The sequence below is a fragment of the Acinetobacter sp. YH01005 genome (genome assembly GCF_013420465.1).
In the GTDB taxonomy this organism is placed as follows: Bacteria; Pseudomonadota; Gammaproteobacteria; order Pseudomonadales; family Moraxellaceae; genus Acinetobacter; species Acinetobacter amyesii.
Window position 1 is genome coordinate 21,684 of record NZ_VOYA01000009.1, and the last position, 23,874, is coordinate 45,557.

Consider the following 23,874-nt stretch of genomic DNA (forward strand, 5'->3'; position numbering starts at 1 on the left):
CACTTCAGTGAAGGAGCAAAACATGATTTTATTAAACAGTAATGCAGAACATATTTTTTGGTTGGGGCGTTATTTAGCACGCACTCAATATTTATGCAGTATTTTTCCATTTCAAGATGTCGATACGGCATTGAACTATGCACATGCTTTTTGTTTGCCAGCATTTGATGCCGACTCAATGAATGAATTGGTTTTAAATGCGGAGCAGCCGGCGTCATTTTCCAGCCAATTTCAATATGCGCAAAGTAATATTCAGGACTTAAGGGGTGTACTTTCAGCAAAAAGTTATGCAGAACTCAGCCGTTTAATTCGTAATGCGAGTGATAACCCAGGTTATATCTGTGACGTGGTAACAGATTGCCAAGATGTTTTAGAGTCCGAATCTGAAGATGTATTTTTATTTTTTAGTTTAGGACAAGCCATAGAGCAGCTTGATCGCCAGTTACGCATGCAGCAGGACATTCAACACACCCTAGCGAAGATTGAACATATTGTCATGGCTTTGGTTCAGTTTGGATGGGAAAGCGTGCAAGAGGCATGGTTGGCACTTAAACAGCAGCCGAATAGCCAAAACTTCTACCATTTCAGTGATCATATCCAAAATATGTTTGAGGTGGCTGTATGAGGCTCATGATCAACCATCAGACCCATTATGTTTACACTGATGTGGTAAACAGAAGCATTCAATATATCAAAATGACCCCGTCCACCAATGCACACCAACAGGTGCAAAATTGGGATGTGAGTGTGCCGGGGCAGCGTGATATGCAATTGGATACTTTTGGTAATGTGTGGTTGACCACAACGCAGCGCGAACCTTATCTGCAAATGACCATTATGGCGCAGGGCATCGTAGAGATGAATTTGAGTTCAAATGATTCAAATGCGGATGATTTAAACCCGAAATTGTTTTTACAGCCAACGCCGAGTACGCAGTACGATATTCACATGAAAAGTTTTGCCGATTGCTATGTCCCTCGTATCAATCGTGCCAATCTGATTCGTTTGGCTGAAGCGATATTGGCGCATATTCCCTATGTATCGAATCAAACATCGGTACATACTTCAGCGATTGATGCTTTTCATCATAAGCAAGGGGTATGTCAGGATCATAGCCATGTCATGATCGCAATGTGTCGCTATTTGGGTATTCCTGCACGTTATATTTCTGGGTATTTATTTGTGCCGAATAGTAGCCACCTTGCCAGTCACGCTTGGGTAGAAGTCTATATCGAAAATAAATGGTATTGTTTTGATGTCAGTAATCAGCTATTTACACCACAATCACATATTTATGTTGCGATTGGGCGGGACTACTGGGATGTAGCTCCAGTTCGAGGCGTTCGTGATAAAGGTGGTATTGAGTCTATGAGCTCAATTGTACAAGTGCTGAGTTGTTAATCATTTGAGGGATAAAAATGACCTATTGTTGTGCATTACGGTTAAAAGATGGCATGGTATTTATCAGTGATACACGGACAAATGCAGGTGTTGACCATATTTCAGTTTTTCGTAAACTTTATACCTTTGGTATTGCGGGTGAGCGATTTATTACCATCCAAACCTCTGGGAATTTAGCTACTACACAAGCGGTCATCGGGCATTTACAAAATCAGCTAGAGGTCAAACAAGAGCCGAATTTATATAGTGTAAATACGATGTTCGAAGTGGCTGAATTGGTCGGGCATACCTTAAAAAAAGTCATCTCAGATGTCACATCAGATACTTTAGAACAAAGTAATTATTACTGTAGTTTATTGGTAGGCGGTCAAATTGGCAGTGCGGATATGCAGTTATATAACATCTATCCACAAGGCAACTTTATTTGTGCAACACCTGATACCCCATATTTTCAAATTGGCGAAAGCAAATATGGCAAGCCGATACTCGACCGAACTTTGCGTTACGATATGCCACTCGATGAAGCAATGCGTTGTAGCTTAATTTCTTTTGATTCAACGATACGCTCAAATGTATCTGTAGGTATGCCTTTAGATGCTTTGGTTTATAAAAAGGACAGTTTAGAAATACCAAATGGTAAGCGCATTTATGAAGAGGACCCATATTTCACCATGATCAGTAAAGGCTGGTCAGAAGCATTGCGTCAGGGTTTGATTGAATTGGCAAAACCAACAGCTGACTATTTTCAATAACCATTTGATCAACAAATCGATCAATTTAAAAAGTGAATAAAAAAAGCGAGATAAAAAAAAGCCCAGATTTGATCTGGGCTTTTTGATTTGGCGTAATTAAGCTAATTTACGTACAGGGCGCGCGCTCATACGGCATAATAATTCATAGCCAATGGTTCCGTTCGCTTCTGCAACGTCATCAACCAGACGATCTTTGCCCCAAAGCTCAACTTCAGTGCCTATCGGTGCATGCATACCGGTGATATCAATCGCAATCATATCCATGGCAACACGGCCAATCACACGCGTTTTCTGTCCATGGATGGATACATAGTTTTGTTTAGGGAAGGCACGTGGATAACCGTCACCATAACCAATCGACACAATCGCAAGATTCATTTCTTGTTCTGCAACGAAAGTCGATCCATAACCCACAGATTCACCAGCTTGAATGGTATTTAAAGCAATCACTTCAGCGGTAAAGGTCATCACCGGTTTAAGATCTAATGCTTCTACAGAACGGTCTGAGAAAGGTGTCGCGCCATATAGCATGATGCCTGGGCGAACAAAATCAAAATTCAGTTCTGGCCATTTGAAAATCGCAGCCGAGTTACAGCACGAACCCATGATTGGCGCACAAGCTTCTTTTACGTGTAAGAATTGTTCACGTTGTTGGTCATTTAAAGGATGATTTTCTGCGTCTGCATTGGCAAAGTGCATCGCCAGTACGCAAGTAAAACCTTCCGCCTTTAAAGCATTAATGACATCAATAATTTCAGGCACTTTAAAACCTAAACGGTTCATACCGCTGTTGAGTTTGACCCAAACTTTCAGACCTTGAGCGATATAGGCCTCTTTATGCGCACGTAACCAATCTAGTTGTTGCTGATGATGCACCACACATTCAATTTTTTTATCGATGATAATTTGCATTTCATCATCTGAGAAAATGCCTTCAATCAACGTAATGGGTTGTTCATAACCCAGTTCACGAATTTCTAAGGCTTCTTCTAGGCAGGCAACACCGAAGGCATCACTGTCTTTTAAGGCTGCTAAGCAGTCTTTAACTCCATGTCCATAAGCATTGGCTTTCACCATACTTACAATTTTAGCGGTTGGGGCAAGTTGTTTGACACGGTTTAAATTATATTGAAGTGCTTGTTGATCAATATAAACTGTAGCTTGGCGCACCCTAAATACTCCTACAGGGTCGATGAATTAATGGATGATAAAAAGTCTTTACTCTTCATCATCATACTGAGCATAAAACTCAGGGGAGAGGTTACTAAATTTGGTGTATTGACCTTCAAAGGCAAGACGCACAGTACCAATTGGACCGTTACGCTGTTTACCAATAATAATTTCTGCAGTACCCGCTTCTTTAGATTCTTTGTTATAAACCTCGTCGCGGTAAATAAACATGATCAAATCGGCATCCTGCTCGATTGCACCTGATTCACGTAAGTCGGACATCACTGGGCGTTTATTAGGACGGTTTTCCAGTGATCGGTTCAACTGTGACAGTGCAATTACTGGGCAGTGCATTTCTTTAGCCAGTGCTTTTAAGCTTCGGGAAATTTCTGAGATCTCGCCAACACGGTTATCGCCCATACCGGGTACTTTCATAAGCTGCAAGTAATCGACCATGATGCAGCCAAGTTTACCGCCGTGCATTTTGGCAATTCGGCGCGCGCGGGCACGTACTTCCGTTGGAGGTAGTGCAGACGAGTCATCGATATACAAATTCTTTTCTTGGAGATGCACAATGGTACTGGTTACTTTCGACCATTCATCTGCATCCATTTTACCTGCACGTAAATGCCCTTGGTGTACACGACCGAACGAGGATATCAAACGCATTGCAATCGAGTCCGCGGGCATCTCCATAGAGTAAACTAGAGCGGGCAGGTTGTTATTAAACAGCACACTTTCAACCAAGTTCATGGCAAAAGTAGTTTTACCCATCGATGGACGGGCCGCCACAATAATCAAATCGCCTGCTTGCATACCTGAGGTTTTATTATCAAGTTCTACAAATCCAGTGGTTAAACCCGTGATACTGCCTTCAGTTTGAGAAAGTTCATTCAACTTATCAAATACACTAGCAACGACAGAGTTAATGGCTTTAGGGCCTTGAGCTTTGGCGTTGTTGTTGTGTTGCTCGGCAATAGAGAAAATATTAGTTTCTGCTAGATCTAAAATTTCACTGACCGTACGACCTTTGGTGTCATAGGCATTTTGTAAAATCTCCGAGCTGACTTTAATCATGCTGCGTAAAGTTGAAAACTCTTTAATTTTTGCAGCATAAGTTTCAAGGTTATAGAAACTAGAAGGTGAATCTGACATCAGTTGCATCAGGTATTCTTCGCCACCAGCAGCATCGAGCAAGTTTTGTTTAATTAGCCAGTCATTGACTAAGACCGCATCATAAGGTGAGCTATCTTTTGATAGTTGATCGATTGCTCGGAAAATATATTTATGACGGGTCGCATAAAAATCAGCTTCAGTCAGTACATCACCCACTTGCTCAAATGATTCTGCAACGGTCATCAGTGCAGCAAGCACAGCTTGTTCAATCGCAAGGTTATGGGGTGGGGTACGAAACTCTTTCAACGAACTTTGTTCTGTGGTTTTTGCTGTTGGCGTAGAGTTTGGCTTGCTGGCATTCGCCTGTGACATAAAAATCCCTGATGCTGAAACCATTTAATGTGATGGAAATGGGTGCTAATTACAGTTTTTTCAACTCTTCATTAAACTGAAATGATAGGCGTTTTCTACAGAAATGCGAACAAGTATTTCCGATTAATTCGTCACACATTGAATTGAATGAAGAGTTGAAAATGTAAAAAAGTGGAGCACTATTTTTTACAGATAAAAAAAGAGCATGCGTAAGCATGCTCTTTTCTTTGCAAGAAATTACTCAGCTACGATAGTAACTAGAACTTCTGCAACAACATCATGATGCAATTGGATTGCGATGTTGAATTCACCAGTGTTGCGAAGCGCACCATTTGGTAAACGAACTTCTGCGCGGTCTACAACAAGACCAGCATTAGTTAACGCGTCAGCGATGTCACGAGTACCGATAGAACCGAATAGTTTACCTTCGTCACCAGCTTTAGCAGTGATTACGATGTTAACTTCGTTCAATTGGTCAGCACGTGCTTGAGCAGCAGCTAATACTTCAGCTTCTTGTTTCTCAAGTTCAGCACGACGAGCTTCAAATGCAGCAGTGTTAGCTTCAGTAGCAGCAACTGCTTTACCTTGAGGGATAAGGAAGTTACGGCCGTAACCAGCTTTAACTGAAACTTTATCGCCTAATTTACCAAGGTTTTTAATGCGTTGTAATAAGATAATATCCACAGCTCAACCTCACTTATGATTGTCAGTGTAAGGGATCAAAGACAAGTAGCGAGCTTGTTTGATAGCAAGCGCTAATTGACGTTGGTAACGAGCTTTAGTACCTGTAATACGGCTAGGAACAATCTTGCCGTTTTCAGTGATGTACTGTTTTAAAGTGTCGATATCTTTGTAGTCGATGTACGTAACGTTCTCAGCTGTAAAGCGGCAGAACTTGCGACGACGGTAAAAACGTGCCATGTTATGTTCTCCTTATGCTTCAGCAGAGTCTTGAGCTTGTTGTGCTTCTTCACGTTGAGCTTTACGCGCACGTTTTTCTTCAGCACTCTTAGCCAATAGTGACTCTTCAGTGATAGCGTTTTCACGACGGATGATAAGGCTACGAATGATTGCGTCGTTGTAACGGAACAATTCTTCTAGCTCATCAAGAGTAGTTTGACCACACTCAACATTCATAAGAATGTAGTGAGCTTTGTGGATCTTGTTGATTGGGTAAGCCAATTGACGACGACCCCAGTCTTCAAGACGGTGGATTTGACCTTCAGCTTCTTTGATGTGAGTTAGGTAACGTTCTACCATACCCACAACTTGATCGCTTTGGTCTGGATGTACCAATAGTACGATTTCGTAGTGACGCATTGTCAGCTCCTTACGGTTTAGGCAGCCCCAATCATTAATTGATTGAAGCAAGGAGTCACAACCAAAGTTGTGTCGCAATAATTGCGAAGCGTGAATTTTAGAGCGTTTAGGTTTGAAATACAAGGCATGGATTTAAAATGCTTGAATTATTTATGGTTTAAGGCCGATTAGCGGTACGTAATAAAAACACCACATAACCTTTAAAATAAGGATCATTAATTAAATGTTGAGGTGCGTGCCAACGGCCATGTTGTACGAGGCCTATTTTATAGGGTAGTTTCAATTTTGAGACTTTATTCAGATAACTCGTGTAATTCTCGATCGTGACACTACCACGATAAGTTTGAATAGCGATCTCATCAATATTGCGTCGCAAAACACTGAGCGTTTGCTGATCTTGAATATTTGTCCAATCCATTAAACCAGTAATGCTTAAACGATATTTTTGAGGTAGTTGCTTTCGTATATTTTCAAGGAATAAGGCATATTGATGAATGTTTTTAGTTTTTGCGTCAAAATCGATTTGTAAGCCTTGGATCTGATTGCCGTTATTTTCCCAATGTTTTAGCCGCTGCAAAATTTGCTGAATATTGCTATTTGACCATTGTAAATGATGGCTACGGATTACAATCCAAATTTTCTGCTGTGGTTTATGGAGGACTTGAATGCCTTGAGGGATAAACTCGGATCGTTTTAAAGGTTTATTCCAATTCAATTCACCTTGTAAAATATAGAGCTCCGTGGCTTGCTGTAAGTAGGGGCTACTAGAAATATTGCCCCAAATCCAAAAACTTGAATAATGTGCTGCATCAACACGTTGCTGTAATTTGGTTTGAGCCTGTTGTGTTTTTCCAGATTGGGCAGGTGTGCAAGCAGAGCACAAACCTATACTCAAGATAAGCAAAAGTCGAAATGTTCTTGACCACTTGATCACCTGCAAAATCATCATCAATTACCAATAATATTTTAGAGATTTAGCCCAGCTGGTTTCTGGATAGTCGCGTTTGATTTGATCAAACCATTGTTTTCGAACCGACTTATTTACATCTTTGTCTTGGCATTCATTATTGCCACTTGGCGCATAACATTGAATGGCACGGTACAGCGCATAAGCCGTTAATTCAGATTTTGTCCCTGTTTTAATAATGTTTTTATATACATCGCCACGGGCAAAATAAGTCCCCTTGAAACTTTGCAGTGAATGATCAGGCAGGTAGTTGAGATTTAGTATGGTATAGGCTTGTGAACTACGCGCATATTCACCTAAGCATAAATTAAGGCTCAAGTCTTTTGGGTTGACTTGCAATTGTTGGGTCAAAGTTGCCAAGTCAGGACATTTAATCGAATTGCTCACGCTTGCACCTTTCCATAAGAAATTTGCAAATGATGGCTGATTGCGAAACTTCTCCGCAGTGTTTTGTTCAGTATTAAATTGAGCCGCGTTGCTTGGTAATTCACGGTACGCTTGGTTAAATAAATCAAAGTTTTGATAAGCCAATGACTTATTTAGTAGGGTATAAAGCGCTACATTTTTTTGATCTTGTGTGGCCACGTTATTTTTGACCACAGACATTAAACTTTGTTCATTCGCTGCATCGACTAAATATTGTTGCTGTAGATAAGCTTGCTTGATTTTGGCTGAAGAACCAATAAATTGTGCAGTATTTTGCTGTTGAGCATAGTAACGATACAGCATAAGTTCAGCCAATCCACGTTGTTCGGCGGTTTTGCTGATGGAAAGTAGGTTTTCCCAATATTTTTGAGTGGCCTGATTTCGCCCACTAGCTTCCAGAATACGGCCTTTAAGTAGTAACTGACTCAACTGTAGATAACTGTTGATGCTGCTCGGTGCTCGTTGTGGCAGATATTTGAGTGCTTCTTGTGCTTTGTTTTGCACATAAAATAAGTGATTTGCCTGCAAATACTGGAACAGTTCTGGTGAATCTTTAAAATAATTTTTCTGTGCGTTTAACTCAGCCCATGAAATGACCACATCATCTGCCGTTTCTTTTTTGCGCATATGCATAAGGTCATAAATGCTAAGAAAAAATGGATCTTTCAAATTTTTGACATTGAGTCTATTACTTTGAAAAACATGTCGATCTAATTCATAAGGTAGATTTGGCAATTCTAAATTATAGACGCTGGATGTTGGATGATTGATTTGCCAGACATATTCATTGATCAGTAAATCGTGTTTACCACTCAGCCAAAAACCACGTCTTAATAAACCGCGTGCGCTTGCTGCATATTGACCCTGCGGATAGAGCTTAAAGTACTGAGTAATGTTATTAAAAAAAGTGGTTAATAAGTTTTGATTGAGCTTGTTATGGTCAAGATCACCATATTCACCAACACCACTTTGATAGGCTTCATTTAAGGTGCTACGAATCAGCATATATTGAGAAGTTTCTTTTAACCACGCTTGATCAACACTGGTGAGTACTGAATATATCTTAGTCGCTGTGGAAAAGTTAGCATTATAAAAAGAGATCGTTGCATTTAGATAGGATACATATTGACGTGCAGCGGCAGACCAATTTGGATTCACGCTCAGTAAAGCTAATGTGTTTTCACAATTATTAATTTTTTCACGCTCATGGATCAACATGTCTTTTTCACTGCTTGAAAGCTTAGTGTCCGTTTTGACTTGTTGAATAAACGCGTGCGCACCATTTTGCAGGCTATTGCAATGTTCGTTATAACTTAAATCTGGTGCTTTTAGCGGTTTGCGCGCATTTGGCAATTTATTGTGGCTATTCACTAAAAGACTGGAAACTTCAAAAGGAACTTTGCTATAGCTAGTTGTCCATAAAGTGGATTTTTCTTCTTGAATATTAAATTTGGCAATACCTAAATCGCTAAGCAACAGCAGCATATTGGTTTGATTGTCATTTGCCGGCGTGAGCGCAGGCAATTCATTGCATGCAGTATAGGCATTGGTCTGAATTTCTGTCGAAGGTTCACAATAGACATCCATACCTGCATGACTGTGTGCACTAAAGAAAATGCCAAAAGGAATACATGATGTGAAAAGAGCAGAGCGAAGAATTTTTTGTTGAGAAGACATAAGGCACAGTTATTTATAATTGTAGGTGCAATGATATCAAGTGGGGAAAGTTGATTGAAGATGCCTAGAAATAAAAAAAGATAGAGTAAAACTCTATCTTCTTTAAAAAAATACAATTGGCTTTAGAGGGGCAGTGGAGGTAAAACTAAAAATTAAACTAATCACTGTGATCAATTTGACCGAAAACATGAAATATTGTTTTGCCCAAACTTGATCATCTTCAGCTTTGAATCCTTGAATGGTTAAATAAATCCAATACAGACTTAAGGCATTCAGGACAATCATATAAATCCAATTGGCATAACCATAAAAGTATAAACCGTTCATGGTAATGCAGAACAAAATCACGTAAACCAAAGATTCAACCTTGGTTCGATGAATTGAACGTGCTACAGGTAAAATTGGAATTCCTGCATTTTTGTAGTCATCAAATCGGTAAACTGCAATTCCCCAAGAATGAGGCATTTGCCAAAATGCATAACCAATAAAAATCAGTAATGCACCTAAATCAAACTGGTTTGCAACAGCCGTATACCCGATTACAGGTGGCGCTGCGCCAGAAAGACTGCCGATAATGGTTTGATGAATTGTTGTTCGTTTTGTCCATAAGCTGTAAAAACCAACGTATACGACAAAACCAATAACAGCAAAAAGAAAAGCGTAAGCATTTACCCAGAACCATAAAATACTAAAACCAAATACACCTAAAACTAAAGCAAAAACTAAAGCAACAGGAATCGAGATTGATTTTTTAACCATCGCACGATTTTGTGTGCGTTGCATTTTTGAGTCGATGTCTTGGTCAATAACGTTATTGACAACACATCCAGAAGCGACCACAAAGAGGGTGCCTAAGAGGGTAAGAAGCAACAGAAGGAAATCTACAGAACCTTGGGCAGCTACAAAGTAGCCACCCAAAGCGGTAACAAAGTTACCAAAGAGAATTCCTGGTTTAGTCAGGAATAAATACTTTTTCAGCATGACGACCAGTTTAGATCATCATGTTGAAGTGAAGGTAGTTCATAATCCACACAGAACCTACTAAAAGGATAGCAATTGTGAGGATTGTATAAACAAATGCAATCACGTTCCAGCGTTGCTCTGAAGAAGAGTTCATATGCAGGAAGTAAACTAACTGAATAAGAACCTGAGCAACCGCAGTAATCGCGATTACGGCAACCAATAGACCGCGGCTAAAACCACCTGCCATTACCATACCGAATGGAATTACGGTAAGTAGAACAGAAAGGATAAATCCGATTGTATATTGTTTAACGTTACCGTGAGCTGCACCAGCAGAGTTATGATCGTGACTCATTAGATAACTCCCATCAAGTAAACAACGCTGAATACGCAGATCCAAACGATGTCAAGGAAGTGCCAGAACAAGCTTAGGCAAGCAAGACGACGAGTGTTTGGAAGTGTCAAACCATATTTCTTGATTTGGAACATCAACACAAGCATCCATACCAAACCAGAAGTTACGTGAATACCGTGCGTACCAACTAAAGTAAAGAACGCAGATAAGAACGCACTTGTGCTTGGGCCATGACCAGCATGAACTAAATGATTGAACTCATAAAGCTCCATGCCAATGAAGGCTGCACCAAATACCCAAGTAACTGCTAACCAAGTTAAAACTTGACCAACATTTTTCTTGTATGCTGCAAGAACAGCAAAACCAAAAGTTACAGAAGAGATAAGAAGGGCGAAAGTTTCAGTTAAAACGAAACCTAAAGATTCACCAAACAGCTCTTGTGCACTTGGCGTACCCACTGGAACGTGGCTACTTAATACAGCGAACGCGATGAAGAGTGTCCCGAAAAGAACCAAGTCACTCATCAAGTAAGTCCAGAAACCAAAGACAGTGATGTCAGTATCATCGTGATGATGATGTTCGTCATGTCCGTGGTTGTCGTGATGAAGTACTTCAGCCATTGTCTTAGTCCTTCTTCAAATGTTTTTCAAGAAGCGCGTAGCGTTCATTTTCAATACGTTCAACTTCTGCAGCTGGAACATAGTAGTCAACTTTCTTAGTGAAAGAAGAAACGATGAAGCTGATAATTGAAGCAATGAAAGTTACAACGACTAACCACCAGATATGCCAGATTAATGCGAAGCCCATAACTGTAATAAACATTGCAATTACGAAACCTGCCGCACGGTTTGTAGGCATATGGATGTCTTCGTATGTAGTTGGCTTAGCGTAAGCAACACCATTTTCTTTGTCAGTCCAGAAAGTATCAATACCATTGATCTTTGGAAGATAAGCAAAGTTATAGAATGGTGAAGGAGATGAAGTAGCCCACTCAAGAGTACGACCATCCCAGATATCGCCAGTAACGTCCATGTTGTCTTTGCGTTGAAGGAAACCAACAACGATTTGCATAACAAAACAGAAGATACCGATAGCAACCAATACAGAACCAAATAAAGCGATCGCTAAGTACGGATCCCATTCAGGGTTGTCATATGTATTCAAACGACGAGTCATACCCATGAAACCAAGGATATAAAGTGGCATGAATGCAAAGTAGAAACCGAAGAACCAGAACCAGAACGCTGCTTTACCCCAAGTTTCATTCAATTTCCAACCAAACATTTTTGGCCAGTAGAAAATGATACCCGCGAACATCGCGAACACTACACCACCAATAATTACGTTATGGAAGTGAGCGATAAGGAATAAAGAGTTGTGTACTAAGAAGTCCGCTGGTGGAACTGCCATTAATACGCCTGTTAAACCACCAATACCGAAAGTCACAAGGAAGCCAAGTGTCCAAAGCATTGGAGTTGTATAGGTGATGCGGCCCTTGTACATAGTGAATAACCAAGAGAAGATTTTCACACCAGTAGGGATCGCAATGATCATGGTCATGATACCGAAAAACGCGTTAACGTTGGCACCAGCACCCATTGTAAAGAAGTGGTGAACCCATACAACTAGTGAAAGAACACCAATTGCTACAGTTGCGTACACCATTGATTTATAGCCGAACAACGCTTTGCGTGAGAACACAGCAGTAACTTCTGAGTAAATACCAAAAGCAGGTAATACCAAGATGTAAACTTCTGGGTGGCCCCAAGTCCAAATCAAGTTTACATACAACATTGGGCTACCACCCATGTCATTTGTAAAGAAGTGGAAGCCGAAGTAACGGTCAAGTGAAAGCATTGCAATAGTCGCAGTCAAAACTGGGAAAGTTGCAACGATAAGCACTACAGTAACTAATGCAGTCCAAGTGAAAATAGGCATGTCCATAAGTTTCATGCCAGGCGCACGCATTTTGATGATGGTAACGAAGAAGTTAACACCAGTAAGAAGCGTACCTAGACCAGAAACCTGAAGTGCCCAGATATAGTAGTCTACACCTACACCTGGAGAGTATTCGATGCCAGAAAGTGGAGGGTAAGCCATCCAACCTGTTGCAGCGAATTCACCAATTGCAAGAGAAGCCATCATTAAGCCCGCAGCGCCGGCAAATAACCAGAAGCTTAGAGAGTTTAATAATGGGAATGCTACGTCACGCGCACCAATTTGAAGTGGTACAGCAACGTTCATTAAACCAACAACTAGACCCATTGCTACGAAGAAGATCATGATTACGCCGTGGGCAGTAAAGATCTGGTCATAGTGTTCTGGGTGTAAGTAACCTTCACCGCCACCTTTTGCAAGGAACAGTTGAAGACGCATCATAATCGCATCGGCAAAACCACGCACAAGCATGACAATTGACACGAGGATATACATGATACCAATTTTTTTATGGTCTACAGATGTGAACCATTCGTTCCACAAGTAGCCCCATTTTTTAAAGTAGGTGATACCAGCAACAATTGCGATACCGCCAAGGATCATCATTGCAACAGTAACCAACACGATTGGGTCGTGTGGAATTGCATCTGGTCCTAACTTACCTAATAAGCTCATGTCTTATTCCCCTGCAACAGTCGCATGTTCAACGCCTGCATGAGCTTCAGAAGCAGCAGCTTCGTGTCCAACAGTAGCTGTATGATCAGCACCGTGGTAGTTGCTCATGTATTTGTTAATCACTGATTCGAACAATTTAGGTTCAACTGAAGAATAGTAAGTCACTGGGTGTGGCTTAGTAGGGTAAGGCTTCATTGCTTCAGCTAGAGCCTTCTCTTCAGGAGTAGTTGCTTTGGCAACTAAAACTTCGATCTGGTGTTTAGAACGGTTGCCGTCACGTAAGGTTGCAAATTCAGCTTGGTCTAAAACAGTTTTTTGAACCGCTTGTGGATTCACTGAAGTACCATTACCAGCTTTAACAGCAGAAACCCATTCAGCAAACTGAGCATCAGTCACAGCATGTGCACGGAAGCGCATTTGTGAGAAGCCATAACCTGAATAGTTAGAAGAGAAACCACGGAAGCCTTCAGCAGGACTAGTTTCATCAGCTAATAAGTTCAAGTGAGTTTGCATACCTGCCATAGCATAAATCTGACCACCTAACGCCGGAATGAAAAATGAGTTCATTGTGAAGTTAGATGTTAAACGAAGGCTTACAGGAGTTTTCTCAGGGAAGCGGATCTCGTTTACAGTCGCGATGCCTTGTTCAGGGTAGATGAAGATCCATTTAAATTGTTCAGCAATAACTTGAACAGTTAAAGGAGCTTTATCTGACTCGAGTGGACGGTAAGGGTCATACTTGTGGGAACCCCACCAAGTTAACCAAGCTAAAATAGCGATAATAATTACGGGAATACCCCAAACTACAACTTCAATTGCAGTCGAGTGTGCCCAAGTAGGTGCATAGTCTGCATCTTTATTTGACGCGCGATATTTCCAACCAAACCAAAGAGCCATAAGTGCTGATGGAATAACTACCAACAACATTAGGTAGATCGCAGTAAGCATGAGGTTTGACTGACCTTCAGCAACTGGACCTTTTGAGTTTAGAAGTACCATATCACCACCACACCCAGTTAAGAGTGCAGCGATCGCAGATAAAGACAATACAGCTAAAATTGTTTGTCTCATTTTACAACCTCGGTGAAGAGTCCCATTCCCTAATTTTTAAAATTGGGATAGCGAATAAAGTGTCGCATGATTGTGATTTTTCAGATATGAAAAAAAGTTCACAATGATGTGACACCGCTACGTTGTAGGGCATTATGCCTGATATCGGCAAACTAAGCTATACATAAAGATGCTTTAAATGACTGTATTAAAACCCTATTTTGTTGGTCGGGATTGTGTTTTTTTTATCTGAATTTTATTTTAATTTCAATGTAATGCACAAAAAAGGGATGAGAAATTCATCCCTCAATAAAAGTGAAAGTTATTGGTTTATTACCTTGGTTTTTGCTAACTTGTCATGCAAAGTTTGACGCTTTTTGCCGAAAATAAAAACGGAATCAATGATTGCGCTTAAAGGCATCGATAAAAAGTTCAGAAAAATAAATAAAACACTACGTAAAGTGAAGCCACGCATGAGGTTTACAGGTTGGCTGGTTTCGGCATCTACGATTTTAATTTTGGTGATTTTTTTACCAATGCTTTGACCTGATTTAGCAATCAAATATGCTTGAATGAAAAGCATAATGAAGAGATACGCAAACATTGCAATCCAAGCTTGGTTGGGAAACATTTCAACCATTTGTGTTTGTAGTGCTTGTAAAACATTGGGGTCAGCATTTGGGGTCATCACAGCTTGCATAAACTGTTCATTCAGATTTGCAAATTGTGTCTTTTCACTTGGACTAAAAAATGCCGTTAAGATAAAAGTTGCTGGTATCCAAAGCAGTAAATCGACGATTTTCGCCAAAACACGTTTAGGAATACTAGCTAGGCTAGTTTGCTCTTGTACCGCTTGAGGCTGTGCATAGGTATTTGATGGCGTAGTTGCAGTTTGATTTGATTCGAATGCTGTTGGTGCAGTATATCCTGCAGGCATATAAACCAACTGACCTTGAGTGAGTTCACCCAAAGCTTTCCATTCGGTCATACCTTGGTGCCAAACCAAGTCCGTGAGTAACACTTGTTGGCTCGCGAGCATTTGGTTAAGTTGTTCTAAGGTGTAGGGACCAGCTTGTTGGTTATTTCGTGCCAAGTAAATCTGCATAAAACTAAAATCTCAAAAAACGTCTGTAAAAGTATAAATAAAAAAAAAGACCCACATGTGGGTCTTTTTTTAACACAGTTTATTAAGCTTGTTGAGCTTTTTCTTCAGAAAGGAAGAACCATGTGTCTAATACTGAGTCTGGGTTAAGCGAAACAGACTCAATGCCTTGTTCCATTAACCATTTAGCTAGGTCAGGGTGATCTGAAGGACCTTGACCACAAATACCTACGTATTTGCCAGCTTTACGACAAGCATGGATTGCCATTGATAGAAGTGCTTTAACGGCTGGATCACGTTCATCAAATAGGTGAGAAACGATACCAGAGTCACGGTCTAGACCGAGTGTTAACTGAGTTAAGTCGTTAGAACCGATAGAGAAACCGTCGAAATGTTCAAGGAACTGTTCAGCCAACAATGCGTTAGTTGGAAGTTCACACATCATGATCACTTTAAGACCATTTTCACCACGTTTAAGACCGTTAAGCGCTAACAATTCAATAACACGTTTCGCTTCAGCAACAGTACGTACGAAAGGAATCATGATTTGAATGTTAGTTAAGCCCATTTCGTCACGTGCTTTTTTCAGTGCGCGGCATTCAAGTTCGAAGCAATCACGGAAGTTATCAGATACATAGCGGCTTGCACCACGGAAGCCAAGCATTGGGTTTTCTTCTTCAGGTTCGTATAACTTACCACCGATTAAGTTTGCATATTCGTTTGACTTAAAGTCAGACATACGAACAATCACTGGTTTGTCAGCAAACGCTGCAGCAAGTGTAGAAATACCTTCAACTAGTTTTTCAACATAGAATTCGATAGGAGATGCATAACCCGCAGTACGTGACATTACAGCAGCACGAGTTTCACGTGGTAGGCTGTCAATATTAAGCAATGCTTTAGGATGTACGCCGATCATACGGTTGATGATGAACTCAAGACGAGCAAGACCAACACCTTCGTTAGGAATTTGAGCAAAGTCAAATGCGCGGTCAGGGTTACCTACGTTCATCATAATTTTGAACGGAAGTTTAGGCATAGATTCGATAGAATTGCGTTGGATTTCAAAGTCCAAAGCACCTTCGTAAATAAAGCCTGTGTCACCTTCAGCACAAGAAACAGTCACTTCTTGACCGTCAGTCAATACTTCAGTCGCATTACCACAACCTACAATTGCAGGAACACCAAGCTCACGTGCAATAATCGCAGCGTGACAAGTACGGCCACCACGGTTAGTGACAATTGCAGCTGCACGTTTCATTACTGGTTCCCAATCTGGGTCAGTCATGTCAGATACAAGTACATCGCCGTCTTGAACTTTGTCCATTTCTTTGATTGAAGTCACAATACGAACGCGACCAGAACCAATACGTTGACCGATTGAACGGCCTTCACAAACTACATTACCTTTTTGCTTAAGTAGGTAACGTTCCATGGTGCCGACATTTTCACGGCTTTTCACAGTTTCAGGACGTGCTTGAACGATGTAGATTTGACCGTCATCACCATCTTTTGCCCATTCGATGTCCATTGCTGAACCGTAATGGTTTTCAATGATCAATGCTTGTTTAGCAAGTTCTTGAAGCTCATGGTCGTTTAATGCGAATTGTTGACGATCTGCTTTTTCAACGTCTACAACAACCACTGACTTACCTGCAGCACCTTCTTCACCATAAATCATTTTTTGGTGTTTAGAGCCAAGGTTACGACGTAATACAGCGTGTTTGCCTGCATTTAGAAGTGGTTTAGATACATAGAATTCGTCAGGGTTAACTGCACCTTGTACAACCATTTCACCCAAGCCATAAGATGCTGTGATGAAAACTGCGTCACGGAAACCAGATTCTGTATCAAGTGTAAACATTACACCAGCAGCACCTGTTTCAGAGCGAACCATGCGTTGAACACCAGCAGATAACGCAACGACGTCATGTGCGAAGTTTTGGTGTACACGGTAAGAAATTGCGCGGTCGTTATAAAGTGAAGCAAATACTTCTTTAATCGCAACAAGGATGTTATCGATACCACGGATGTTCAAGAAAGTTTCTTGTTGGCCTGCAAATGAAGCGTCTGGTAAGTCTTCTGCAGTTGCAGATGAACGAACGGCAACCGCGATATCAGGGTTGCCGTTTGAAAGAGCTGTGAAAGCCTCACGAATTTCTGTTTCAAGTTCAGCTGTAAGCGGAGTGTCTACAATCCATTGACGGATTTTTGCACCAGTTTCAGCAAGTGCATTTACATCGTCAACATTGAGTGCAGCAAGTTCAGCGTTAATTTTAGCGTTTAGGCCACTTTGCTCGAGGAATTCACGATATGCTTGAGCTGTAGTAGCAAAACCACCAGGAACAGATACACCAGCATTTGCGAGATGGCTGATCATTTCACCTAATGATGAGTTTTTACCGCCCACGAGTTCTACGTCGTGTTTCCCTAATTTTTCTAGACCAATTACGCGCGCTTCCAAAGTTGTTACTCCACTTTTGCAGTATTAATCACTATCTTGGCATGAAATTATAACAAATTACTTAGCATTCTAAATTTACTAAGTGACAGTCATGTAAGATGGTTTACTATAATGATTATATAGCACTAAGACAAATTTTGGAGGAGAATTTTAATGTCAGAAGGTAAACAGATTCAGCGTAGTGTTTTCTTTGTTTCGGATGGGACAGCGATTACCGCAGAAACGCTTGGTCATTCACTGTTAGCCCAGTTCCCTCATGTAGATTTTGACATTCATATTATTCCTTATATTACCTCTGAAGAAGCAGCTACAAATGTGGTTGCAGAGATCAATCTTAGAGCGCAGCAAGACGGTCAAAAGCCTTTGGTGTTTGACACCCTTGTTGACCCGTATGTACGTGACATTATTAATACGGCAGATGCAGTAAATCTTGATGTTTTTGAAGGGCTTATTAGTAAATTATCTGACGAGTTAGGCACAGCTCCTACAACTTTAGTCGGTCAAACCCATGCAGTAACAGATTCTGAGTCTTATAAAGCACGTATTGATGCGGTGCATTTTGCTTTAGATAACGATGATGGGGCACGTACTCGTCATTATGACAAAGCCGACTTAATTTTAATTGGCGTGTCACGTTCGGGTAAAACACCGACTTCCATCTATCTCTCTTTGCAATTTGGTATTCGTGTAGCGAACTATCCGTTGACAGAAGAAGACTTGGATGACAACCGTTTACCTGCAGTTTTACGTGAGCATAAACATAAGTTATTTGGCTTGATGATTGATGCAGAGCGCCTTGTAGCAATTCGTTCAGAGCGTAAGGCCAATAGCCGTTATGCAAGTTTTAGTCAGTGCCAAATGGAACTACGTGCGATTGAAGGTATTTATATTTCTGAAGGAATTAAATACTTAAACGTGTCTGAAATGTCGATTGAAGAAATTTCTACACGTGTTTTACAAATGACCGGACTGAAGCGTCGCATTGGTTAAGTGTAAATTGAGCCACTTTGGTGGCTCTTCTGATGATAATAAATTACTGTATAAATTATATAAAAATAGTATTAATTTCTGGTTTGTCATACTTTTAATGAATGATAAATATTTAAGATATTGATGAAAATTTTCCTCAATATTTAGACTTAAATTTTAAGCAATTTTTGCATTCATTTGTGTACCAGTTCGATGAATTTCTTTGCCTGGAAATTTATAAAATATGGCCAAATTGACAGCACAAATCTTTTATAAAAATCCGTGTTTTGCTGTATTTTTATCTATGAATTAAGCCTGAATAATCCACTTGATATGAGTTGTATAAATACAAGATTTAGCTAATATGGTTTAATATTTAATCAATTTTTCAAAAATACTGATTTAAATGCTAAAAAAATAGGCAGAAAATAGAATAAAAAATAATCAAACAGTCGCTTTTGGGTGTTAAATATCAAGAAATGTCATCATTTATTTAATTGATGTGGGTGAAAAGTACTCTAATTGAGACAATTCAGGCTTTAAAAACTGATATGAAGTGATATTAAAATTGGATTTTAAGCAGTTATTTTCCTATTGAATATAGATTAGAACATAAGTAAATGTTGGCTAAACATGAGCATCGGTATAAATTTGCAAACATATATTTTGGTACTAAAAGAGTTGTGTAAGACAAAATTAAGCGACTGAAAAATTATTGGTTTGAAATAAAGTTTTCATGAAGAATTGATCATAACTATTCAAAAATCGCACCTCTATAAACTCGCTGTAGCTGCTGGTGCAGGTCGGATGCATGATTTAAGTCTGAGCGTTTAAAAAGCATGTAGCACGATTAAAGCTATTTTCATTTATAGATTTTTAAGAATCCTTAGCCTTACCGAATAGAAGTATTCAATAACGTAGGGGATCTAGCAAAAGCCACCAGAGATGGCTATTGGTGTTGTGAGTTTTGATCAATCGGATAAATTCTAGTAATTGTCATGTGAAAATAATTGCAATGTAATTACTTTTCTTTAGGCTGGTTAGATTCGCTGCGCACAATGACATCACACTCAAACGTATGCTCATCTAAAGCCGTGATTGAATTACTCTGAATTTTTGCAATAGGCCAAGTGTTTAAGATGCAGTTGGGCTGCTGTAATGCTGCATAATAATGATCCGATTTTAGGAAGGTTTTGTTCTGAATTGCGGTATTTGGACTGAGTAAATGTCTTAACCAATGGTTCGGCACTTGATCTTCTAAAAAGCGAATCGCCAAAATACTCTTAATACGATTGCTAAATAAACGTCGATTTTTTGCAATCAGTGGATGTTGAATTAATTTATTCAATAGACGTTCAGTACGCGGTAAAACAAATTGCGGTTTGATTTGATAGACCATGATGTTATCTGCAACCTGACATAGATGATGTAGTTCAGAGACCACATGCTGATCTATCCCAATAATTGCGATTTTTTGATTCTTAAAATCATAATCTTTGATCTGTTCTGAACTGATGATCGTTCCACGAAAGTGTTCAAAATCCTCTAGATGATTATTAAAAATATGGTGGGTTGCATCCTGCTTGTTGGCCATATTTATTCCTTGTCTTTTGTTTTTTTAGTTGAGTCTTAGATAGGAATATATTCTGTGATGGGCCAGTCGGGGTAAAGCGTTTTTTCAGTCTGATGAGTCATACAATTTGTCTAGAATTGATTTGCTTGGCCCTTGTCATTTATACATTTCTAGGAGTGAACTGATTTTTTTATGCGTTGAAGTTCATCTTTCGCTCAAGCAGGTCGAAATAATGAGCGACCTGCATGAACAGCTTTTGAGATCTATAATTTTGTGAGTTTTAAAGTGGTTCATCATCTGATGAGTTATAGTCAAGCTGACTCGTGGTTGAATGTTTAAGTTCGGGTTGGTCGGTATGGGTACGTAAATAGTCCATATCACGAATATTTTTTTGTACAGCAACTGCACCAAACAGACTCATTAGGAAAGCCATCATGTAAAAACCTTTTTCACTTAATGCCAGTTCAGCATTCCATAGACCAATGGCAAGAAGTACGAGGCAAATAATGACGGATGCCCAGCACAGTCCAAAGTAGATTGCAGTGACATGCATTCCTTCTAAACGGTCACGAATGATTTTTTGTAGTGAAACCGATGAAAATAATCCATAAAGCAATAAAATGAGATAAAAGCCTTTTTCATTCAACATCATATTTGCATTGAATAAACCTATGCAAAACACCACAGCGCCTAAGATCAGTGCACACCAACTTGCTGCGATAAATGCGGGTGTGGGTTTATTAATATATTGGCTCATCTGCTTATTTTTCTCTTTGTTTTGCTTATGTTTAATATTTATACAGGAATGAAAATGAGTAAAGCAATTATTTCGTTGAGGCAATGATGGTTTTTAAGTACAGGTTTGGTCGTTGTTAGCCGAAACCATATTATCTGTTGACTGCTATCCGTCTAAAGAGCCACAAAAAATGTAGTCACAATTCTACCTTTAGACGGATTAAACGCTTGGATTAGATTATTAAGCTTAGAGTCTTAAGCGAGATCATTTTTGATTTGCATTAAACGTTCGAAGTTTTCAATGCGCTTATCGGTATCGTAAATGTCACAGGTGAAAATAAATTCATCAACGTCATATTTGGTGAGTAGGTTTTCTAAACCTGCTCGAACGGTTGCATTTGAACCGACTTGTCCCATAGCGTAGAAATTATCTACGGACATCTTTTCTGCAGCAGACCATAGGCCTTGCATACTGTCGACCGGAGCTTTAAGTTTTAAACTTTGACCACGCATTAAACCTAAAACTCGCTGATAAGCACTTGTTGCCAGATATTCTGCTTCTTCATCTGTTTCAGCAACAACCGTTGGTACGCCCATAGAGACATAAGGTTGATCTAAATATTCGGATGCTTGGAAATTTTCACGATAGAGCTGAATTGCTTGTCCAAGCATGCGTGGCGCGAAATGTGAAGCAAATGAATAGGGTAGACCTAAACGTGCAGCGAGTTGTGCACTGAACAGGCTTGAACCTAAAAGCCATACAGGAACATGTGTATTTTGTCCCGGTGTAGCAATGATGCGCTGCTGTGGCTCAGGTGCTTTGAAGTATTGCAATATCTCAAGGACATCTTGTGGAAATTGGTCTTCGGTTTCCTGACGGCCACGGCGAAGTGCGCGCATGGTGGTTTGGTCGGTACCCGGCGCTCGACCTAAGCCGAGTTCAATGCGGCCGGGATATAACGTTTCAAGTGTGCCAAATTGTTCAGCGACAACCAACGGCGCATGGTTGGGCAACATAATCCCGCCTGAACCGAGCTTGATGGATTGTGTATTTGCTAAGAGATAACCGAGTAAAACCGCAGTTGCAGAACTTGCGATGCCATCCATATTGTGGTGTTCGGCTAACCAGAGACGCTCATAGCCAAGTTGTTCTGCTTTCTGTGTTAACTGGAGTGCATGTTTGAGTGAAAATTCGATGGTTTTATCATCTCGAACAGGTGCGAGTTCAAGTATTGAAAATTTTGTATCGGCTAGAGTACGCATGTTTTCTCTCAGAGATCTTTATATCGAAATAATACGATATAAAACGCCTAATGTATATCGAATAAATTCGATATATTGGTTGGGCTGTGTAAAAAGTCAACTTTTGGTATATCTAAACTTTTTTTTATAAACAAAAAAAGCACCCGAAGGTGCTGATTTTTTTCATTGAAATATCTCGATTAACGTTTACCGTTTTTGTACCAACCTAAGTGACGACCATTGTCTCCACGGTAGCCTCGGTCGTTGTAGCTGTAATTATTGGTACGATAGCCACGGTTGTTATAACGACGGTCATAGCGATCATCATAACGACCATTGTAGCGGTCATCATAGCGACGGTCTTCAGACACTTTTTTACCTAGTGCAGAACCACCGGCTGAACCAAGTGCAGCACCGATATAACCACCGTTTGTGCCGCCCATGTTTTTACCTACGGTATAACCACCTGCGCCACCAAGTGCGCCACCAATGATGGCACCATTACGGTCACGTTTGTTCGCCGATGCTGCTGCACCTGCACCGCCACCAATTGCTGAACCAATCATTGCGCCAGTTTGACCGCCAACTTGGTTACCGATTGCTGCACCAACAACACCACCTAAAGCAGATGTTAATGCAGTATTGGTACTATTACCTGCATGTGTTGCAGTCATAGTAAGCGCTGAAGCGGCAATTGCTGCACTGAATAAAATTTTATTAATTTTCATTTTTAAACTCCTTACGAAGCATGATGTTTATCTGTTGATATCAATATATGAAAACACATAGCGAATATTTGGAGCGTGATGTGAAATAAAATACGTGTTCCGTTGCTGCAATGTAAATTTTGCACTTTATTTCTACATGATTGATCACATGGATAGAGTGGATCAACTCTACATATTTGAGGTGCAATAAATAAAATTGTATTTATCATTTGAAAAAAGGCGATACATAAAAAAAGCACCCGAAGGTGCTCTTTTCACGATCCAATACGGACTCACTAATTTTGAATTAGTGACGACGACGGTAACGTTTTTTGTATTTACGTTCTTGGTGTTTGTCGTAAGCTTTATCTTTAGAGATTTTATTACCTAGAGCAGCACCACCAGCAGCACCTAGTGCAGAGCCGATGTAACCACCGTTTCTACCGCCCATGCTTTTACCAACGGTATAACCTGTACCACCACCTAAAGCACCGCCGATAGCAGATTCTGTACGGTTACGTTTATTACTTGCTACCGCAGCACCACCAGCACCACCAAGAGCAGCACCAATTGTAGCGCCGGTATTACCGCCCATGTTTTTACCAATTGCAGTACCTGCAACACTACCTAATGCACTAGCTGCAGCAACGCGTGTTGTACTATCTGCATTTGCAGACACAGTGAACATAGAAGCAGTTGCTAGAGTGGCTGTCATTAAAAGAGTATTCAGTTTCATAGTTCACTCCATGTCCTTCATAAACGCGAGGACTTTTTCATAATCATTTCGATGGCAGTAAATGTAACAAAACTATTCGCTATAAATATGGAGAGCTTTCACTTTATTTAGTGATTTGAGTGTCTAGTTTGTATAAGTTTTATTAATATTGTGAAAAAAATGGT

23 protein-coding genes are annotated in these 23,874 nt (G+C 40.1%); 4 read left to right on the top strand and 19 right to left on the bottom strand.

The window, feature by feature from the left end:
• Positions 1–22: 22 nt before the first annotated feature.
• From FTT72_RS08165 to FTT72_RS08175, 3 genes are read left to right on the top strand one after another with little or no spacing between them, the layout of a single operon-like run.
• Entirely contained in the window at positions 23–625 is a 603-nt protein-coding gene (locus FTT72_RS08165; protein WP_168377743.1) for an alpha-E domain-containing protein, read from the top strand.
• Positions 622–1,401 carry a transglutaminase family protein gene (locus tag FTT72_RS08170; RefSeq protein ID WP_168377742.1) on the top strand — a complete coding sequence of 260 codons (780 nt, stop codon included), beginning with the start codon at positions 622–624 and terminating at the stop codon, positions 1,399–1,401. The genes FTT72_RS08165 and FTT72_RS08170 overlap by 4 nt, the downstream gene beginning before the upstream one ends.
• 17 nt (positions 1,402–1,418) lie before the next feature.
• On the top strand, positions 1,419–2,153 hold the full coding sequence (locus tag FTT72_RS08175; RefSeq protein ID WP_180007906.1) for a proteasome-type protease: 735 nt from the start codon (positions 1,419–1,421) through the stop codon (positions 2,151–2,153).
• 96 nt (positions 2,154–2,249) lie between these two features.
• Here FTT72_RS08175 and alr read toward each other — a convergent pair whose 3' ends face one another.
• The 14 genes from alr to ppsA form a co-directional block, all read right to left on the bottom strand.
• Positions 2,250–3,323, bottom strand: a complete 1,074-nt coding sequence (gene alr, locus FTT72_RS08180; RefSeq protein WP_180007907.1) for an alanine racemase — start codon at positions 3,321–3,323, stop codon at positions 2,250–2,252.
• 48 nt (positions 3,324–3,371) lie between these two features.
• Complete coding sequence (dnaB, locus tag FTT72_RS08185; protein WP_078188586.1) at positions 3,372–4,811, bottom strand: replicative DNA helicase; 1,440 nt, start codon at positions 4,809–4,811, stop codon at positions 3,372–3,374.
• Between the two features lie 237 nt (positions 4,812–5,048).
• Positions 5,049–5,495: a 50S ribosomal protein L9 gene (gene rplI, locus FTT72_RS08190; protein WP_078188585.1), complete on the bottom strand. Its 447-nt coding sequence runs from the start codon at positions 5,493–5,495 to the stop codon at positions 5,049–5,051.
• 9 nt (positions 5,496–5,504) lie between these two features.
• Positions 5,505–5,732, bottom strand: coding sequence for a 30S ribosomal protein S18 (gene rpsR / locus FTT72_RS08195; RefSeq protein WP_004278792.1), 228 nt, complete (start codon positions 5,730–5,732; stop codon positions 5,505–5,507).
• Positions 5,733–5,744: 12 nt separating this feature from the next.
• Positions 5,745–6,131, bottom strand: coding sequence for a 30S ribosomal protein S6 (rpsF, locus tag FTT72_RS08200; protein ID WP_004696436.1), 387 nt, complete (start codon positions 6,129–6,131; stop codon positions 5,745–5,747).
• Between the two features lie 157 nt (positions 6,132–6,288).
• Entirely contained in the window at positions 6,289–7,077 is a 789-nt protein-coding gene (locus FTT72_RS08205) for a DUF3142 domain-containing protein (RefSeq protein ID WP_180178220.1), read from the bottom strand.
• A 6-nt stretch (positions 7,078–7,083) separates the two neighbouring features.
• Positions 7,084–9,201 (bottom strand): hypothetical protein, encoded by a 2,118-nt coding sequence (locus FTT72_RS08210; RefSeq protein ID WP_180178193.1) that lies wholly within the window; start codon positions 9,199–9,201, stop codon positions 7,084–7,086.
• Between the two features lie 102 nt (positions 9,202–9,303).
• On the bottom strand, positions 9,304–10,182 hold the full coding sequence (gene cyoE / locus FTT72_RS08215; RefSeq protein WP_180073995.1) for a heme o synthase: 879 nt from the start codon (positions 10,180–10,182) through the stop codon (positions 9,304–9,306).
• Positions 10,183–10,192: 10 nt separating this feature from the next.
• Positions 10,193–10,519: a cytochrome o ubiquinol oxidase subunit IV gene (locus tag FTT72_RS08220; RefSeq protein ID WP_078188582.1), complete on the bottom strand. Its 327-nt coding sequence runs from the start codon at positions 10,517–10,519 to the stop codon at positions 10,193–10,195.
• Positions 10,519–11,139, bottom strand: a complete 621-nt coding sequence (gene cyoC, locus FTT72_RS08225) for a cytochrome o ubiquinol oxidase subunit III (RefSeq protein WP_078188581.1) — start codon at positions 11,137–11,139, stop codon at positions 10,519–10,521. Before cyoC ends, FTT72_RS08220 begins: the two co-directional genes overlap by 1 nt.
• 4 nt (positions 11,140–11,143) lie before the next feature.
• Positions 11,144–13,132 carry a cytochrome o ubiquinol oxidase subunit I gene (gene cyoB, locus FTT72_RS08230; RefSeq protein WP_078193968.1) on the bottom strand — a complete coding sequence of 663 codons (1,989 nt, stop codon included), beginning with the start codon at positions 13,130–13,132 and terminating at the stop codon, positions 11,144–11,146.
• Positions 13,133–13,135: 3 nt separating this feature from the next.
• Positions 13,136–14,203, bottom strand: a complete 1,068-nt coding sequence (gene cyoA, locus FTT72_RS08235; protein ID WP_180178194.1) for a ubiquinol oxidase subunit II — start codon at positions 14,201–14,203, stop codon at positions 13,136–13,138.
• Between the two features lie 301 nt (positions 14,204–14,504).
• Positions 14,505–15,287, bottom strand: coding sequence for an RDD family protein (locus FTT72_RS08240; RefSeq protein ID WP_180063545.1), 783 nt, complete (start codon positions 15,285–15,287; stop codon positions 14,505–14,507).
• Positions 15,288–15,369: 82 nt separating this feature from the next.
• On the bottom strand, positions 15,370–17,748 hold the full coding sequence (gene ppsA / locus FTT72_RS08245; protein ID WP_180178195.1) for a phosphoenolpyruvate synthase: 2,379 nt from the start codon (positions 17,746–17,748) through the stop codon (positions 15,370–15,372).
• Positions 17,749–17,901: 153 nt separating this feature from the next.
• On the opposite strand from ppsA, the gene FTT72_RS08250 reads away from it, so the two are divergent.
• Entirely contained in the window at positions 17,902–18,738 is an 837-nt protein-coding gene (locus FTT72_RS08250; RefSeq protein WP_168377735.1) for a pyruvate, water dikinase regulatory protein, read from the top strand.
• A gap of 1,000 nt (positions 18,739–19,738) precedes the next feature.
• On the opposite strand, the gene FTT72_RS08255 is transcribed toward FTT72_RS08250, so the two are convergent.
• The 5 genes from FTT72_RS08255 to FTT72_RS08275 all read right to left on the bottom strand — a co-directional run bounded on the left by FTT72_RS08255 (position 19,739) and on the right by FTT72_RS08275 (position 23,710).
• The gene (locus tag FTT72_RS08255) at positions 19,739–20,311 is read right to left on the bottom strand and encodes a flavoprotein (RefSeq protein WP_180004943.1); all 573 of its coding nucleotides are present in this window, start codon (positions 20,309–20,311) and stop codon (positions 19,739–19,741) included.
• A 259-nt stretch (positions 20,312–20,570) separates the two neighbouring features.
• On the bottom strand, positions 20,571–21,047 hold the full coding sequence (gene yiaA / locus FTT72_RS08260) for an inner membrane protein YiaA (RefSeq protein ID WP_180007913.1): 477 nt from the start codon (positions 21,045–21,047) through the stop codon (positions 20,571–20,573).
• Positions 21,048–21,280: 233 nt separating this feature from the next.
• Positions 21,281–22,288, bottom strand: coding sequence for an LLM class flavin-dependent oxidoreductase (locus FTT72_RS08265; protein ID WP_180055894.1), 1,008 nt, complete (start codon positions 22,286–22,288; stop codon positions 21,281–21,283).
• A gap of 179 nt (positions 22,289–22,467) precedes the next feature.
• The gene (locus FTT72_RS08270) at positions 22,468–22,995 is read right to left on the bottom strand and encodes a hypothetical protein (RefSeq protein WP_168377731.1); all 528 of its coding nucleotides are present in this window, start codon (positions 22,993–22,995) and stop codon (positions 22,468–22,470) included.
• A gap of 286 nt (positions 22,996–23,281) precedes the next feature.
• Positions 23,282–23,710: a glycine zipper domain-containing protein gene (locus FTT72_RS08275; protein ID WP_180178196.1), complete on the bottom strand. Its 429-nt coding sequence runs from the start codon at positions 23,708–23,710 to the stop codon at positions 23,282–23,284.
• Between the last annotated feature and the right edge of the window lie 164 nt (positions 23,711–23,874).